This is a genomic window from Streptomyces sp. NBC_01618, from assembly GCF_045209435.1.
Classification (GTDB): Bacteria; Actinomycetota; Actinomycetes; order Streptomycetales; family Streptomycetaceae; genus Streptomyces.
On the sequence record NZ_CP109297.1, the window covers coordinates 6,995,790 to 7,011,625 of the forward strand.

Genomic DNA, 15,836 nt, shown 5'->3' on the forward strand with positions numbered 1-15,836 from the left:
GATCGATACCGTGTGTAAGTATCCTGTGGCGGACTGTGCGTTCGGAGGGGGGAAAGTCCGCCGGATTGCACCGAGGGCGCCCACCGCACCGCACTGACCACCGGAAACGCAGGTGAGAGCCACCCCGAACCCCTGGTATTGTTTTCCATGTCGCCGCGGGAAACCGGGGCCGACCACCTGGTCCGGGTGGCGGAATGGCAGACGCGCTAGCTTGAGGTGCTAGTGCCCTTTATCGGGCGTGGGGGTTCAAGTCCCCCCTCGGACACCAGCTACTACAGCTGTTTTACCAACCAGGCCCTGGCCGGGAGTGATCCCGACCGGGGCTTTGTGCTGTGCGGACGTGGACGCGGGTGCAGGTGCGGGCGTGGGCTCGGCCGGCTACCGGTCGGCTGAAGGGGGCAGTTGCGCGGGGCTCACCCGCTCGCCCAGTACCTCGGTCATGAACTGGACGAGCCACCGCTGCGAGGGGCTGCGCGAGGCCTCGTGGCGCGCGTAGAGAGCCACTTCCACCGGCTCCGCCTCGAACGGGAGGCGTACCAGGCGCAGGCGGTGGGAGGCGGTGAAGACCTCCCCTACGAACTCGGGGACGAAGGCGATCAGGTCGGTCTGCTCCAGCAGGTACGGGAGCATCGAGAAGCGCGTGGCGTCGACGGCGACCCGGTCCAGGAGTCCGTTCGCGGCCAGCGCGGTGTGCGGCGCGGCGTGACCGCTGGGGCCGTGGACGGTCGCGTGGTGCTCCGCCGCCAGCGCCTGGAGGCTGATCGAGTCGCCCGTCACCCGGGGGTGGTCGGCCGAGACCATCCCGACGTAGCGCTCCCGGAAGAGGGGAATCCGCACGGTCCGGTGTGAACTCAGCACCGGGGTGGCCACGAACGCGTCCAGCTCGCCCCGGCGCAGCTGGCCCTCCGCGTCGGCCACGTCGAGCGGCTGGATGGTGAACGAGACGCGGGGCGCCCGTTCGTGCGCCTTCGCCAGGAGCCGGGGCAGCAACGACGTCTCGCCCAGGTCCGAGAGGGCGATGGTGAAGCGGCCCGACATCGTCTCGGGGTCGAAGTCGTCGCCCTGGCGCACGGTTCCGTCGATCTCCGCGAGAGCATGCTGCAACGGTTCGTACAGCCGGCGCGCGCCCGCGGTCGGGGTCAGCCCGCGCCCGGTGCGCCGGAACAGCTCGTCGCCGAAATGCCGCCGCAACTTCCCCAGGCTGTAGCTGACGGTCGGCTGTGTCACGTGCAGCGTCTCGGCGGTGGCCGTGACGCTGCCGGTCTCGTACAGCAGCACGAAGACCCGGGTGAGGTTGAGATCGAAGTTGCTCATATCGATGAACTCTATATCGCAGATCCGCAACATCTATTGGTGCCTAAGTCGGAGCGTTGCCTAGCGTGTCCGCCACCAACAACGTAAGGAACGTCCGTGCCGTCCGTACGCCGTGTCTCCCATGAGCTCCTGGAGCGCCGAGGACTCACCACCATCTTCGGCAACCCCGGCTCGAACGAGCTGCCCTTCCTCGCCGAACTGCCCGACAGCTTCCGCTATGTCCTCGGTCTTCACGAGGGCGCGGTGGTCGGTATGGCCGACGGCTACGCGCAGGCGACCGGCCGCCCCGTCCTGGTCAACCTGCACGCCGCCTCCGGCTCCGGCAACGCCATGGGCGCGCTGACCAACGCGGTCGCCTCCCGTACGCCCATGGTGGTCGTCGCCGGCCAGCAGGTACGGCCCGCCATCGGTCCCGAGGCCAACCTGGCGAGCGTCGACGCACCCGCGCTCATGAAGCCCCTCGTGGGCTGGGCGGCGGAGCCCGCGTGCGCCGAGGACGTACCGCGTGCGCTCGCGCAGGCCCTGTTCGAGGCCGAGTTGCAGCGGCGGCCGACGTACCTCTCCGTTCCCTACGACGACTGGGCCGCCGAGGCCGGCGAGAACTGCCTCCCCATCCTCGACCGGCAGGTCGAGCGTGGTTCGGCGCCCAGCGGTGAGCAGGCCCGCCGGCTCGTCGAGCGGGTGACCGGGGCGCGGCGGCCGCTGCTCGTGCTCGGCGGCGACATCGACTCGGCCGGTCTCTTCGACGACGCCGTCCGGCTCGCCGAGCGCCTGGGCAGCCCGGTGTGGGCCGCGCCGTCGCTGTTCCGGCTGCCCTTCCCCAACCGGCACCCGCTGTTCCGGGGCGTGCTGCCCGCCGGCATCAAGCCCGTATCGGAGGCGTTCGAGGGCCATGACCTCGTACTCGTGCTCGGCGCCCCGGCGTTCCGCTACCACGAGTACCTCCCGGGCCGATACCTGCCGGAGGGCACCCGCCTGATCCAGGTGACCGACGACGCCTCCGCCGCCGCGCGGGCGCCGATGGGCGAGGCGCTCGTCGCCGCGCCCGGCGCCGTCATCGACCTGCTGGTGAACGCGCTGGACGCACCCGGCGAGGCCGCGGGCGAGTACCGGCCCGACCCCGAGCCGCCGACGGCCGAGGGCGATCGGCTGCACCCGGAGGAGGTGTTCGCGGCGCTGCGCGACCGGATGCCCCGCGACACCGCGTACGTGGTCGAGTCCACGTCCACGAACTCCGCGTGGTGGCGGCAGATGGACCTGCGCAGGTCCGGTTCCTACTACTTCCCGGCCGCCGGAGGGCTCGGCTTCGGGCTGCCCGGCGCGGTCGGCGTCGCGATGGGCCAACCGGACCGGCCCGTCGTCGGGGTCGTCGGCGACGGCTCCGCCAACTACGGCATCACCGCCCTGTGGACCGCGGCCCAGCACCGAGTGCCGCTGACCGTGGTGCTGCTGCGCAACGGCACGTACGGCGCCCTGCGTTGGTTCGGCGGACTCCTGGGCGTCCCGGACGCGCCCGGCCTGGACATTCCGGGCCTGGACTTCACCCGCATCGCGGAGGGCTACGGCGTCGCGTCGCAGCACGTCCGCAGTGCGGAGGAACTGCGGGCCGTGCTCGCCGAGCACCCCGACCACCCGCGCCTCGTGCAGGTGGACACGGTGCTCACCACGCCGTCGTAGCCAATTCGACGCACGGCAAGTACCGCAAGTGCCTGAAGTACCCCAAGTGCCCGAAGAGTTCGAAGTGCCTGAATAGTGCGAAGGGCACGAAGAGCACGAAGAGCACGAAGAGTTCGTAGAGTTCGAGGAAAGGCAGATCGATGACACTCCTGGACAGCGCCGTCTGGGGCGGGAAGCTCTACAGCGACGGTTGGCAGGAATCCGCCTCCGGCCACCCGGTGGTCGAACCGGCGACCGGTGCCCAGCTCGGCACCGTGGGCCTGGCCACGGAGAAGGACGCGCACCGCGCCGCCGCCCGTGCCGCCGAGGCGCAGCGGGCGTGGGCCGCGACCTCGCCGCAGGCACGGGCCGCGGTGCTGCGCCGTGCGGGCGAGCTGTTCAACGAGCATGCGGCGGAGATCGAGGACTGGCTCGTGCGCGAGGCCGGTTCGGTGCGCGCCAAGGCGGGTTTCGAGGTCCAGCTCGCCGTGGGGGAGTGCTTCGAATGCGCGTCGCTGCCCACGCACCCGCAGGGCGAGGTGCTCACCACCGAGGAGGCGCGCTGGTCGCTCGCCCGCCGCCGCCCCGCCGGTGTCGTGAGCGTCATCGCTCCCTTCAACTTCCCCCTCATCCTCGGCCTGCGTTCGGTGGCGCCCGCGCTCGCCCTGGGCAACGCGGTGCTGCTCAAGCCGGATCCGCGCACCACGGTGACCGGCGGCGTCGTCATCGCGCGCATCTTCGAGGAGGCCGGACTGCCGGCCGGTGTGCTGCACCTGCTGCCGGGCGACGGCGCGGTCGGGCAGGCGGTCGTCGAGGCCCCGGAGGTCCGGGTGATCTCCTTCACCGGTTCGACGCCGGTCGGGCGGGCCATCGGCGAGCGGGCGGGTCGCCTCCTGAAGCGGGCCCACCTGGAGCTCGGCGGAAACAACGCTCTGGTCGTGCTGCCCGGTGCCGATGTGCAGAAGGCGGCATCGGCCGGCGCGTTCGGTTCGTACCTGCACCAGGGCCAGATCTGCATGACGACCGGCCGCCACATCGTCCACGAGTCACTGGTGGAGGAGTACACGGCCGTGCTCGCGGCGAAGGCCCGTGCGCTGCCGGTCGGCGACCCCGCCCGCGAGGACGTGGCCCTCGGCCCGATCATCGACCGCCGGCAGCTGGAGCGCGTGCACGGCATCGTCACCGAGAGCGTCGCGGCGGGCGCCACGCTCGCCGCGGGCGGCGAGATCTCCGGTGCCTGCTACCGGGCCACCGTGCTGAGTGACGTGACCACGGACATGCCTGCCTGGCGCGAGGAGGTCTTCGGCCCCGTCGCACCGGTCATCGGCTTCTCGACGCTGGAGGAGGCCGCGCGCATCGTCGACGACTGCGAGTTCGGCCTGTCCGTCGGCATCCTCGGCGACGTCGGCACCGCGATGAAGCTCGCCGACCGGATCGAGTCCGGCAAGGTCCACATCAACGAGCAGACCGTGGCCGACGAGCCCAACGCGCCCTTCGGCGGCGTGAAGGCATCCGGCACCGGCTCCCGCTTCGGCGGCGCCGCGGCCAACGTCGAGGCGTTCACCGAGACCCAGTGGGTCACCGTCCGCCCCGACATCGCCGACTACCCGTTCTGACCCGCTTCGCACTCCGTCTCCCGTAGCCGCCCCAGGGGGCCCACCGTGGCAAACAACATATCGACGCAGTCTCCGGCCAGATCCGGCACCGCCTCTCGCAGCTCCTGGACGGTGATCCTGTGCTGGATCACCGTCCTGCTGGAGGGCTACGACCTCGTGGTCCTCGGCGCCATCATCCCCACGCTCCTCAAGACCCACCATCTCGGCATGACCGCGGGCGACGCGACCACCATCGCGACGCTCTCGCTCGTCGGCGTGGCCATCGGCGCGGTCTGCGTCGGGCCGCTGGCCGACCGTCTTGGCCGGCGCCTCCTGCTGATCGGGTCGGTGGTGCTGTTCTCCGTCTTCACCATCCTCGTCCCGCTGGCCGACTCCGTCGCCATGTTCGCCGCGCTGCGGCTCATCGCCGGCCTCGGCCTCGGCGCCTGCATGCCGGTCTCGCTCACGATGATGTCCGAGCACATGCCCGCGCACCGGCGGGCGCGGGCCTCCACCCTGACGATGACCGGCTACCACACCGGTGCCGTGATCACTTCACTGCTGGCCCTGCAGGTCACCGACAACTGGCAGGTCCTCTTCTACGGCCTGGGCGTCGCCGGCCTCGGCGTCGCCGTGATCCAGTGGTTCCGCCTGCCGGAGTCGGATGTCTTCGTGCAGGCGAAGGAGGCGCCCAAGGCTCAGCGCGTGGCGTTCACCGAACTGCTCAAGCCCAACTTCCTGCGCGCGAGCATCGGGATCTGGGTCGCCTCGTTCATGGGGCTGCTCCTGGTCTACGGCCTCAACACGTGGCTGCCCAAGCTCATGAACGACGCCGGCTACCCGGTGCCCACGGCCGTCACCCAGCTCCTCGTGCTCAACGTCGGCGGAGTCGTCGGCCTGGTCCTCGGCGGATACGTCGCCGACCGGCGCGGTATCAAGGGCACCACGCTCGGCTGGTTCGCAGTCTCCGTGCTCATGCTGGCCTGCCTGAGCATCAAGATCAGCAGCGATCTCCTGCTCAACACCATCATCTTCTTCACCGGTGTGTTCGTCTTCTCGGCGCAGGTGCTCGTCTACGCCTACGTGACGAACTACTACCCGGCGTCCGTCCGCGGCACGGCGCTCGGCTCGGCCTCCGGCATCGGCCGCATCGGCTCGATCGTCGGCCCGTCGATCACCGGCGCCCTGGTCACCGCCGGCATCGGCCACCCGTGGGGCTTCTACTTCTTCGCCGCCGTCGCGGTGTTCGGCTTCCTGGCCGTGTTGACGCTGCCGCGCGGAACCGCCGACGCGCAGCCGGAAGCCGCCGTTTCCACAGCCTGAGCACAGCCCGAGCACGCCAGGCGGTACGCATTGGTGCGGCGACTGCCGTAAGTGCAGCAATTTCCGCAACCGCATCAACTGCCGCACCACGTCATGGGCATGGGTCCGCCTTCCAGGGCGGGCCCATGCCCATGCCCATGCTTTGCGCCGCGCGTGGACGCGCGGCGCGACCCCCTTTTTATTGCGATCCGGTATCGAGTGACCGGCCACGTCTTGCTTTCGGTCATGTAATCGATTTCAATCGTGTCTGTAATCGATTTCCCAGCTCTGGACCGCTGGTTTCGAGGCTCACGGAAACCGCAAGGAGGGGGTCCGGAAATGGCGAGCATCAAGGATGTCGCGGCCGAGGCGGGAGTGTCCGTCGCCACGGTCTCCCGCGTACTCAACAGCCATCCCTCCGTCAGCCCCGACGCGCGCGCTCGCGTCCTTGCCGCGGTCCACGTCCTCGGCTACCGGCCCAACGCTGTCGCCCGTTCGCTTCGTACCGATCGGACGCGGACCCTCGGCCTGGTCATCAGTGACGTACTCAACCCGTACTTCACCGAACTGGCCCGCTTCGTCGAGGAGGAGGCTCGCGCCCTCGGCTACAGCGTCATCATCGGAAACGCCGACGAGCGTCCGGACCTGCAGGAACACCACGTACGCACGCTCCTCGACCGCCGGATCGACGGACTCCTCGTCTCCCCGGCCGACGGTAGCTCCCCGCTCATGCCGGGTGCCGCGGGCAGCGGCACGCCGATGGTCTTCGTGGACCGTTGGATCCAGGGCGTGGACGTCCCCGTGGTGCGTGCCGACGGCCGCGACGCCATCCGGGACCTGGTGGCCCACCTGCACCGCCTCGGCCACCGCAGCCTCGCGATCATCGCCGGCCCGGCGACCACCACCACGGGCAACGAGCGCGTCGAAGCCTTCCGCGAGGCGCTGCGCGAGCACGGACTGGCGCTGCCCGACGCCTACATCGGCCGGGGCGACTACCGGGCAGACAGCGGGCGCCACATCACCGAGCGCTTTCTGGACCTTCCCGAACCGCCCGGGATCGTCTTCGCCGCCGACAATCCGATGGCGCTCGGCGCGTTGGACGCGATCCGCGCACGCGGGCTTCGCGTACCGCGGGACATCGGGCTCGCGGCCTTCGACGACATCCCGTGGTTCCTGCACACCGATCCGCCGATCACGGCGATCGCCCAGCCGACGGGAGAACTCGGCCGCGCCGCCGTACGCGCGCTGGTCGACATCGTCGAGGGGCGGTCCCCACAATCCGTGACCCTTCCCGCCCGCCTTGTCGTACGCAGTTCCTGCGGCGAACACGATTCGAACCGGAGGAACAACCTGTGAGCACCCAGGGCGAGTTGCTGCGCATCGAAGGCATACGCAAGGCCCAGGCGCACGAACTGGGCACACGCCGCGCAGAACGCGGCGCGAGCCGCAGAGGGAATGAAGGTCATTAGCATGGTGCGGGTGCCAGTTCAAGGTAGTCATTGAGAAGATTGCCGCCAATTTCTCCTGAAAAGCGCCTGAGTAGCGTCTGACCTCGGAAAGCAGGAACAATGCACGTCAACGACCACCACCAGTACGACCTGCTGGTTGTGGGCTCGGCCAACGCCGACCTGGTCATCGGTGTCGAACGCCGCCCGGCACCCGGTGAGACCGTGCTCGGTTCCGATCTTGCCGTCCACCCGGGCGGCAAGGGAGGGAACCAGGCGGTGGCCGCCGCCCGCCTCGGGGCCGTCACTGCGCTGCTGGCACGGGTCGGCGACGACGCCCACGGCCGCCTGCTGCTCGAATCGCAGCGGGCGGCCGGGGTGGACACCGAGGGCGTCCTCGTGGGCGGGGCACCGACCGGAGTCGCGCTGATCACCGTGGACCCCTCCGGCGACAACAGCATCGTGGTGTCGCCGGGGGCCAATGCCCGGCTGACCCCCGAGGACATCCGGGCGGCCGGACCCCTCTTCGAGGCGGCGCGGGTCGTGTCCGTACAGCTGGAGATTCCGCTGGAGACGGTTGCGGAGGTGGCCGGTGCCATCTCACCCGGTACCCGGCTGGTCCTGAACCCGTCCCCGCCCGCACCCCTGCCCGATCACGTGCTGGCCGCCTGCGACCCCTTGGTCGTCAACGAGCACGAGGCGCGCTACATGCTGGGGGAAGCCGCCGGCGCCACGCCTCAGGAGTGGGCGCGTGCCCTGCTGAAGCTCGGCCCGCAGTCGGTCGTGGTCACACTGGGTGCGGCGGGCGCGCTCGTAGCCGACGGCCGTACGGGTGACGTCGTACTCGTACCGAGTCCCAAGGTCGAGGCTGTGGACACGACGGGGGCGGGCGACGCGTTCACCGCCGCCCTGGCCTGGCGGCTCGGCCTGGGAGAACAACTCGCCGAGGCCGCCGCGTTCGCCGTCAAGGTCGGTGCGGTGGCCGTCACCCGGCAGGGCGCGCAGGAGTCCTACCCGAGCGCAGAGGAAATCTCCGCGCTGTGAAGGAGGAAGTCTCCGCGCTGTGAAGAAGGCGGAATCCTCAACCGTTATCTCGTGGGGCGCCGGCCGAGTTGGGCCATGGTGACGGGGTACTGATCTGCGACGTGGGTACGCCCATCCCGATCCGGCCCCTTGAGCGGCCGGTTACAGCCGCCACTCAGCGGCGAGCAGGCCGAGGAGGCACGGTCCAGATCAGGAGCCCGGGCTCCGGCCGCGCCGGGTCTCATGACGCCGGGTTTCCGGCAGGCTCCCGGGCCCACGCCGGGTCGGCGCCGGGTGCGGCGTCGGCCGGACCGGTGGAGTCCGTCGCGCTGGAGCCGCGGACGTGGAGTTCCGGACCGAGTCGTACCGTGCGGCTCGGACCGGCCGCCTCTCCGGCCAGCCGCCGGTTCAGCAACCGGGCGGCCTCCGCGGCCAGTTCGGCGACGGGTTGGCGGACGGTGGTCACGTCAGGGTCGGTGAGGCTCGCCATGGGGATGTCGTCGAAGCCGGTGACGGCTATCTCGCCCGGGACGTCCACGCCCAGCTGTCGCAGTCGTTGCAACGCACCGATGGCGATGAGGTCGTTGGCGCAGACGATGGCGTCCGGACGGTGCGCGCGGACCCGGTCCACCGCGGCCCGCCCCCATTCGACGGAGAATTCGCCGAGTTCGACACGTCCGGGCGCCTGCGGGTCCAGTGCTCCGGCGCCGGACTCGTACGCGGCGCGGCGTTCGACCGCCGCCGAGGCGGTGCCCGCAGCCCCGATGAAGCACGGACGGCGACGCCCCGCGGCCGCGAGGTGGTCCAGCACGAGCTTTATGCCGGCGGCGTTGTCGACGACCACGGAGTCGGCGACGCCGGGGCCGCAGCCTCGGTCCAGCAGGACCAGCGGCACCCGGGCCGCCGCGGCGGTCACCGCGGCCACGCTGCGCTTCTCGTCGACCGGGACGACCAGCAGGGCGTCGACCTGCCGGGCCAGCAAGGCGTCGATCCGGGCCGCTTCGGTCACCGGGTCGTCGTCGCAGTCGGCGAGGATCACGGCACGGTCGTGGACGTGCAGCGCGCGCGTCAGCTCCCGCACCAGAGTGGGGTAGAACGGGTTGGTGATCTGCGGCAGTACGAGGCCGATGGTGCCTGTCGAGCGGCTGCGCAGCGCACGGGCCACGTGGTTGGGCCGGTAGCCGAGACTGTCGGCAGCCGCGCGTACTCGCCGGGCGGTTTCCGTGCCGACCGGGCGGTTGCCGACGAGCACCCGGGACACCGTCGCGATGGAACAGCCCGCCAGGTGGGCCACGTCTCGCAGTGTTACTTCCGCCACTTCGGATCGCCTGCCCTGTTCGTCTGGTCCAGTCGCGAAGCGGGCGGGTGCCCGCGGGGAGTTGGCAAACGTTATCACCGGCCCTTACCCGTGCCCAGACCCCGATCCCCTGTCCCAAACGGGTCACAACGTGAGATATGACTTCACCCATTGACATCGTGGGCGTCGGTGCGCAAAGTTCTCGGAGAACGATTTCCCGAAACGTTTTCTCAACGTTTCCCCACCGCGTGATCAAGGAAGAGTGCGCGGTACCCGTCTGTCTCGCTGCCCGCCCGCGGGTCGGCGCCGCATGCCGGCGCGGACCGTAACGGCGGTCGGGGACCGTACCGGCGCACTCTGTGCAGTAGCCCTTTTGCGGCGCTGGCCGAGATCCATCTCAAACTGTTCAGCTGAGCGAAGGGGCTCTTCCGATGGCCAGAAAGATCATCCTGGACTGCGACCCCGGGCACGACGACGCGATTGCCATGCTCCTCGCGTACGGGAACCCGGACGTGGATCTGGTCGCCGTGACCACCGTGGTCGGCAACCAGACGCTGGAGAAGGTGACGCGCAACGCGTTGTCCGTGGCGCGTATCGCCGGTATCACCGGGATTCCCTTCGCCGCGGGTTGTCCGCGGCCGCTGGTGCGGACCATCGAGACCGCGCCGGAGATCCACGGCGAGTCGGGACTGGACGGCCCGGTGCTGCCCGAACCGACCCTGGAGCTGGACCGACGTCACGCCGTGGACCTCATCATCGACACGGTGATGTCCCATGAGCCGGGCGAGATCACCATCGTCCCCACGGCCGGCCTGACCAACATCGCGCTCGCCGTACGCAAGGAGCCGCGCATCGCCTCCCGCGTCCGCGAGGTCGTGCTGATGGGCGGCGGCTACCACGAGGGCAACTGGAGCGCGGTCGCCGAGTTCAACATCATCATCGACCCGGAGGCCGCGCACATCGTCTTCAACGAGAGCTGGCCGGTCACGATGGTGGGTCTCGACCTGACCCACCAGGCGCTCGCGACCCCGGAGGTGCGGGAGAAGATCGCCGCGGTCGGCACCAAGCCGGCCGCGTTCGTGGGCGAGCTGCTCGACTTCTTCGGCGCCACCTACCTCGAGTCGCAGGGCTTCGAGCACCCTCCGGTGCACGACCCGTGCGCGGTCGCCTACGTCATCGACCCGACCGTCATGACGGTGCGCAAGGCCCCCGTGGACATCGAGCTCACCGGCGGGCTGACCCTCGGCATGACCGTGACCGACTTCCGGGCGCCCGCACCGCCCGACTGCCACACCCAGGTCGCCGTCAAGCTCGACCACGAGCGCTTCTGGGACCTCGTCGTGGACGCCCTGACGCGGATCGGTGAGGGCGCAGAATGAACGCCTTCACCGGTACCAAAGCTGTCCCGGGTGGGCCGCCGCCGGTCACCGACCGGCGTCCGGTCCGGGTGGGCGTGCTGGTCGCCGCGCTCCTCGTGGCGTGTTTCGCCTTCCAGCTGAACGCCAGCATGCTGAGCCCGGCCCTGAAGAGCATCGAGGACAGCCTGGGTGCCACTTCGGCCGAGATCGGGCTCACCCAGACCGCGTTCTTCACCTCGGCGGCCCTGTTCTCGCTGTTCCTGCCGAGGCTGGGCGACATCATCGGCCGCCGCCGGGTGCTGGTCGCGATGATGGCGCTCATGGCGGTCGGCTGCGTGGTCGCCGCACTGGCACAGAACGTGCCGATGCTGTTCGTCGGCCGCATCATCCAGGGCGTCTCCGGGCCTACGGTGCCGCTGTGCCTGATCATGCTGCGGGTCGAGGTCACCGAGCCGAAGAAGTACGGCACCCTGCTGGGCGTGATCACCGCCGTCAACGGTGGCATCGCCGGGGTCGACTCCCTCGCCGGCGGGTTCCTCGCCGACAAGCACGGCTTCGCCTCGGTGTTCTGGGTGATGGCCCTGGTGGCGGTGATCGCCACGGTTCTGGTCGCCACCATGACGCCGGAGTCCAAGGCGGCCGTCGCGTCCCGGATGGACTGGCCCGGTGTCACACTCCTGGTCGTCTCGGTCGGAGCACTGCTGATCGCGCTGAACGAGGCCGGAAAGCTCGGCGCCGCGAACTGGCTGCTCTTCGCCGTCCTTGTCGTCGTGGCGGCGATCGCCTTCGCCCTGTTCTGGCGGACCGAGGGCAGGAGCGGGCACCCGCTGGTCGCGACCCGGCACCTGCGGCAGCGCGCGACCTGGGCGACGCTGCTGACCACCGTGCTCACCATGACCGGCGTGTTCGCCATCATGAACGGGCTGATCCCGGCGTTCGCCCAGGACGCAAACGCAGGGCTCGGCATGTCCGCCGAAGCCTCCGCATGGTGGACGCTCACGCCGTACGCGCTGGCCGGGCTTGCCATGGGCCCCATCGCCGGCCGGCTCGCCGCCACCTTCGGCTACCGCCGCATCCTGCGTCTGGGCCTGATCGGCGCGGCCGCCTCCGTCGTCCTGATCATTTTCACCCTGGGCGACCAGTCGCGTGCCCTGCTGCTCGTGGCCTCGCTCCTGGTCGGCATCACCTACGCGGGCGTGGGCAACATCATGCTCAACGGCCTCGGTATCGTGCTGTCCCCGCGCGAGAACCCCGGATTCCTGCCCGGGTTGAACGCCGGCGCGTTCAACCTCGGCGCCGGGCTCAGTTTCGCGGTGCTCTACGCGGTCCAGACGGCCGTCCAGCCCGCCGACCCGGCATCAATCGACGGGTACGTCGCCAGCATGATCGCGGGCGTGGTCCTGCTGGGCCTCGCCACCGTGGCGTCCTTCCTGATCCCCAAGCCAGTGGCGGCGGAAGACTGACCCTGACGGCTGCGGCTGCCCCGGCGTGACACTGTCGACGCCGGGGCAGCGGGATCAGCTCGGCCGGTGGACCGCTGGAGTTCCCGGGGTTGTTCACAGCACCCTGAGGGGCGGGCGGATCTTCCCGCTCAGGCCGGAAGGCGGGAATCCTCAACCGTCATTACGAATCGCGGACGACGGGTCTGCGCGGTGGTCACCGCGGTCTCCGGCGCGATCACCCCGCAGTCGGCATGGGCCGCATTCCTCTTCGGAGGGCGGCCCATCACGTGTATGCGCCGATGCAGACGGTGCGGATCCCGGTGAACCGTCGACAGTACTGACGGGCTCCCTCGCCCAACCCATCCCTCTCGTGACCCGCGGCGTGCCCGTGCGTCGGCCCGTGCGCGCCACGATGTCGGCCCCTCAAGAGAGATCCGTACTCCGTGCCCCCGGGCGGATTCGGTCGGTGCAATGCCCTCCACTCCGTGGCCACGCCAGACGGAGATCTGCTTGGATGAGGCAACGCACCATCAGTAACACCCGGTGGCGGTCGCTTTGGGGTGAGCGTGACGTAGCGTTGCCCCTTTGGTGGTGTTCGGAAGAGCACTGCAAGGCACCGTTGTGCCCTCATCAGTCGTGGGGCACCGAGGGGTATTGGGATGAAGCTCTGCTTCCTCGTCGAAGAGCTGTACCGGCATGACGGCATGCCGCTTGACGTGGTCCGACGACTGTTGTCGTGGGGACACCAGGTGGACGTGGTGCGCCCCGGCAACTCACTGCTGCGGATCTCGGAAGAGGTGCGGGCGGGGACCCATGACGCCTGGGTGCTCAAGACCGTGTCCGGCGGCCCCGGGCTCACCCTGCTGGAGGCCGCGGCGGCTGTGGGCCTGACCACGGTGAACGATGCGCGGTCGATCCGCGCGGTGCGCGACAAGGTCCTCACCTCGGTCATCGCGCGACAGCACGGGCTACCGGTTCCGGTGACCTATTCGGCCCCGAGGGCCACACTGTTCGCGGATGTTCCCGACGAGCTCTTCCCCCTGGTGGTCAAGCCCGCCGACGGCAGCTCGGGGCGCGGGGTGCGGCTCGTGTCGGACCCCGGGCGGCTGGCGGAGGCGGAGCAGGCGGGGGAGGGCCAACTCATCGCACAGCCCTACGTGTCCAACTCGGGCTCCGACCTGAAGGTCTACTGTCTCGCGGGCGAGTTCCACGCGACCTTGCGCCGCTCCCCGCTCCACCCGGACGGGCCGGTCGACGAGGGAGCCGTTCCCCTGCCCGCCGAGGTGGCCGCAGTGGCGGCGAAGGTGGGAGCGGTCTTCGGCCTCGATCTGTACGGCATCGACGTGGTGCTCGGCCCCGACGGCCCCGTGATCGTCGACATCAACGACTTCCCGAGCTTCCGTCAGGTCCCCGACGCCGTATCCCGGTTGGCCGGAGCCGTCCTCGACCTGGCCAGGACGGGCGGCGCTGCCAGGACGGGCATGCTCGCCCCTGCTCCGCGCATTCCCGCGCAGCCGCAAATCGCCCATGGACTGCCTCATTTGCACCCCGTCCCTGGCCCCGAATCGGACATGTTGGCAGCCGTGCCGGGAGTCGCGCAGATATGAGGGTGTGTCTGCTGACCGACAAGCCGGATCATCCGCTGCTCGCCACAGCCTCTGCCGCACTGATCGAGGCGGAGCACCGGGTGACGTTCCTGAACCCGGACACCGGTACCGGATCCCCGTCACAACTGGTGACCCCGGACGATCTCGCCGACGTCTACCTCCTCAAGGCTCACACCCCCCGGGCACTGGTGCTGGCCCGTTTCCTCGAAGCACACGGCGCCCGGGTGGTGAACTCCGCTGCCGCGACGGAGCTGTGCCAGGACAGGAGCCGGATCGCCGCCGTGGCGGAAGGCGCCGGCCTGCCGATGCCCCGGACCAGGACCCTGGACGCGCTGTCCGAAGCCCTCCCCGTAGCGGAGCGGCCGCAGAGCGGCTATCCGCTCATGGTCAAGAGCCGCCACAGCCGGCGCGCGGACCTGGTCGCCCGCGTGGACTGCCCGTCCGAGCTCCGGGACCTCGCCGCCAAGTGGCCCAACGAGCCCGTCGTCCTACAGGAGTTCGTCGCGAACAGCGGCTGGGACCACAAGCTGTGGGTGATCGCGAAGGAGGTGTTCGCAGGGGTACGCCCCGCACCCGTGGGCGCACCGCCGGACGGTGCGCAGCCCGCGCCACTGGTCCGTGACCTGCCGCAGGCCTGGACCGAACTCGCCCTCCACACGGGAGAGGTCTTCGGCCTGGATGTCTACGGTGTCGACCTGCTGGACCGCGAGGGGGCGCCCGTCGTCGTCGACATCAACGCCTTCCCCGGCATCCGCGGACCGAAGGGCGCCCCCGCCGCGCTGGTGGCCCTGGCACTGCGACGCCCCCGGCCCGGCCCTCCCGCCTACAAGGCCTGACGCACCCCGGCCTCCACCAGGAACTCGCTCGGCGCGCCCGACCACGACACATGCAGCCCGTCCCGGGCCCGCGTGCACGCGACGAACAGCAGACAGCGTTCCGCCAGCAGGTCCGACTCGTGCTGGAGCCGGTCGATGTAGGCCGGAGTCACCGCACGCGGGTACGGCAGCACACCGTCGCTCACGCGGGTTGAGGAAGACCCCGGTCGGGTCCGGCGCCCCCGCAGGTCCGGCTTCACCGGGCCCGGGTATCCGGCCGGGCGGCGGCAGGAAGGGCCGAAGCCGCTCGTACACCTCCTGCACATCGGCGGGCCGTGCCTCCGGTGCCTTGAGCAGCAGATGCAGGACGAGCTCCTCCAGCTCCTGCGGCACCTCGGGACGCAGTACCCGCAGTGGGGTGGGAGCGGCGTTGACGTGCTGGTGCATCACCATGTACTCGCTGTCCGCCGTGAACAGCAGGCGTCCGCCGAGCAGTTCGTGCAGCACACAGCCGAGCGCGTACAGGTCGGTCTGCGGAGTGGTCCGCCCGCCGCGCACCTGCTCGGGCGCCATGTACTGGTAGGTGCCGATGGGGGTGCCGGTCGCGGTCAGCTTCGTGACATCGGTCCGCAGGATCGCCGCGATCCCGAAGTCGAGGACCTTCACCGTCCCGTCGCGGGCGACCAGGACGTTGCTGGGTTTGAGGTCGCGGTGGATGACCGGTACCTCGTGCGCGTACGACAGTACGGTGGCGACCTGGGCCGCCACCGCCACCGCCCAACTGACCGGAAGCAGCCGATCCGGGTGGATGTACGTGGACAGGGACACCCCGTCCACCAGCTCCATGACCAGGAACAGCCGCTCGTACGTGTCGTCGAGCACCGCGTCGTACACCTGCGGCACGCCGGGGTGCTGGATCCGCGCGGTGATACGGGCCTCACGGCGGAAGCGCCTGGCGAACTTTCGGAGTGCTGGTCATCGC

General features: G+C 70.2%; 11 protein-coding genes, 1 tRNA gene and 3 pseudogenes. 11 read left to right on the forward strand and 4 right to left on the reverse strand.

Annotated features, from left to right (window positions below):
* Positions 1 to 180: 180 nt before the first annotated feature.
* Positions 181 to 268: transfer RNA gene (locus OH735_RS32500), tRNA-Leu, on the forward strand.
* 110 nt (positions 269 to 378) lie between these two features.
* On the opposite strand, the gene OH735_RS32505 is transcribed toward OH735_RS32500, so the two are convergent.
* On the reverse strand, positions 379 to 1,314 hold the full coding sequence (locus OH735_RS32505; protein ID WP_406385228.1) for a LysR substrate-binding domain-containing protein: 936 nt from the start codon (positions 1,312 to 1,314) through the stop codon (positions 379 to 381).
* Between the two features lie 96 nt (positions 1,315 to 1,410).
* On the opposite strand from OH735_RS32505, the gene mdlC reads away from it, so the two are divergent.
* The 6 genes and pseudogenes from mdlC to OH735_RS32535 form a co-directional block, all read left to right on the forward strand.
* Positions 1,411 to 2,991, forward strand: a complete 1,581-nt coding sequence (gene mdlC, locus OH735_RS32510; RefSeq protein ID WP_406385229.1) for a benzoylformate decarboxylase — start codon at positions 1,411 to 1,413, stop codon at positions 2,989 to 2,991.
* 140 nt (positions 2,992 to 3,131) lie between these two features.
* Entirely contained in the window at positions 3,132 to 4,586 is a 1,455-nt protein-coding gene (locus OH735_RS32515; protein ID WP_406385230.1) for a benzaldehyde dehydrogenase, read from the forward strand.
* A gap of 45 nt (positions 4,587 to 4,631) precedes the next feature.
* Positions 4,632 to 5,888: an MFS transporter gene (locus tag OH735_RS32520; RefSeq protein WP_406385231.1), complete on the forward strand. Its 1,257-nt coding sequence runs from the start codon at positions 4,632 to 4,634 to the stop codon at positions 5,886 to 5,888.
* A gap of 318 nt (positions 5,889 to 6,206) precedes the next feature.
* Positions 6,207 to 7,223: a LacI family DNA-binding transcriptional regulator gene (locus OH735_RS32525; protein WP_406385232.1), complete on the forward strand. Its 1,017-nt coding sequence runs from the start codon at positions 6,207 to 6,209 to the stop codon at positions 7,221 to 7,223.
* Positions 7,224 to 7,435: 212 nt separating this feature from the next.
* Positions 7,436 to 8,356: a ribokinase gene (locus OH735_RS32530; RefSeq protein WP_406385233.1), complete on the forward strand. Its 921-nt coding sequence runs from the start codon at positions 7,436 to 7,438 to the stop codon at positions 8,354 to 8,356.
* Positions 8,357 to 8,389: 33 nt separating this feature from the next.
* Positions 8,390 to 8,484: pseudogene (locus tag OH735_RS32535) on the forward strand (RbsD/FucU domain-containing protein); the annotation flags it as partial.
* A 92-nt stretch (positions 8,485 to 8,576) separates the two neighbouring features.
* Here OH735_RS32535 and OH735_RS32540 read toward each other — a convergent pair.
* A complete protein-coding gene (locus OH735_RS32540) occupies positions 8,577 to 9,629 on the reverse strand; it encodes a LacI family DNA-binding transcriptional regulator (RefSeq protein WP_406385234.1) in 1,053 nt (350 codons plus the stop codon).
* A 434-nt stretch (positions 9,630 to 10,063) separates the two neighbouring features.
* On the opposite strand from OH735_RS32540, the gene OH735_RS32545 reads away from it, so the two are divergent.
* The 4 genes from OH735_RS32545 to OH735_RS32560 all read left to right on the forward strand — a co-directional run bounded on the left by OH735_RS32545 (position 10,064) and on the right by OH735_RS32560 (position 14,875).
* Entirely contained in the window at positions 10,064 to 11,011 is a 948-nt protein-coding gene (locus tag OH735_RS32545; RefSeq protein ID WP_406385235.1) for a nucleoside hydrolase, read from the forward strand.
* Positions 11,008 to 12,453 carry an MFS transporter gene (locus OH735_RS32550; protein ID WP_406385236.1) on the forward strand — a complete coding sequence of 482 codons (1,446 nt, stop codon included), beginning with the start codon at positions 11,008 to 11,010 and terminating at the stop codon, positions 12,451 to 12,453. Before OH735_RS32545 ends, OH735_RS32550 begins: the two co-directional genes overlap by 4 nt.
* A gap of 638 nt (positions 12,454 to 13,091) precedes the next feature.
* A complete protein-coding gene (locus OH735_RS32555) occupies positions 13,092 to 14,039 on the forward strand; it encodes a RimK family alpha-L-glutamate ligase (RefSeq protein WP_406385237.1) in 948 nt (315 codons plus the stop codon).
* Positions 14,036 to 14,875 (forward strand): RimK family alpha-L-glutamate ligase, encoded by an 840-nt coding sequence (locus OH735_RS32560; protein WP_406385238.1) that lies wholly within the window; start codon positions 14,036 to 14,038, stop codon positions 14,873 to 14,875. The genes OH735_RS32555 and OH735_RS32560 overlap by 4 nt, the downstream gene beginning before the upstream one ends.
* On the opposite strand, the pseudogene OH735_RS32565 reads toward OH735_RS32560, so the two are convergent.
* Positions 14,863 to 15,060: pseudogene (locus OH735_RS32565) on the reverse strand (hypothetical protein); the annotation flags it as partial. The gene OH735_RS32560 and the pseudogene OH735_RS32565 sit on opposite strands and share 13 nt — an antisense overlap.
* A pseudogene (locus tag OH735_RS32570) lies at positions 14,984 to 15,817 on the reverse strand (serine/threonine-protein kinase); the annotation flags it as partial. The pseudogenes OH735_RS32565 and OH735_RS32570, both read right to left, overlap by 77 nt.
* Between the last annotated feature and the right edge of the window lie 19 nt (positions 15,818 to 15,836).

Bases quoted from the DNA above. Each gene is read 5' to 3' on its own strand.
- OH735_RS32505 (WP_406385228.1), bottom strand. From the start codon at position 1,314: ATGAGCAACTTCGATCTCAACCTCACCCGGGTCTTCGTGCTGCTGTAC.
- OH735_RS32515 (WP_406385230.1), top strand. From the start codon at position 3,132: ATGACACTCCTGGACAGCGCCGTCTGGGGCGGGAAGCTCTACAGCGAC.
- OH735_RS32525 (WP_406385232.1), top strand. From the start codon at position 6,207: ATGGCGAGCATCAAGGATGTCGCGGCCGAGGCGGGAGTGTCCGTCGCC.
- OH735_RS32530 (WP_406385233.1), top strand. From the start codon at position 7,436: ATGCACGTCAACGACCACCACCAGTACGACCTGCTGGTTGTGGGCTCG.
- OH735_RS32545 (WP_406385235.1), top strand. From the start codon at position 10,064: ATGGCCAGAAAGATCATCCTGGACTGCGACCCCGGGCACGACGACGCG.
- OH735_RS32550 (WP_406385236.1), top strand. From the start codon at position 11,008: ATGAACGCCTTCACCGGTACCAAAGCTGTCCCGGGTGGGCCGCCGCCG.
- OH735_RS32555 (WP_406385237.1), top strand. From the start codon at position 13,092: ATGAAGCTCTGCTTCCTCGTCGAAGAGCTGTACCGGCATGACGGCATG.
- OH735_RS32560 (WP_406385238.1), top strand. From the start codon at position 14,036: ATGAGGGTGTGTCTGCTGACCGACAAGCCGGATCATCCGCTGCTCGCC.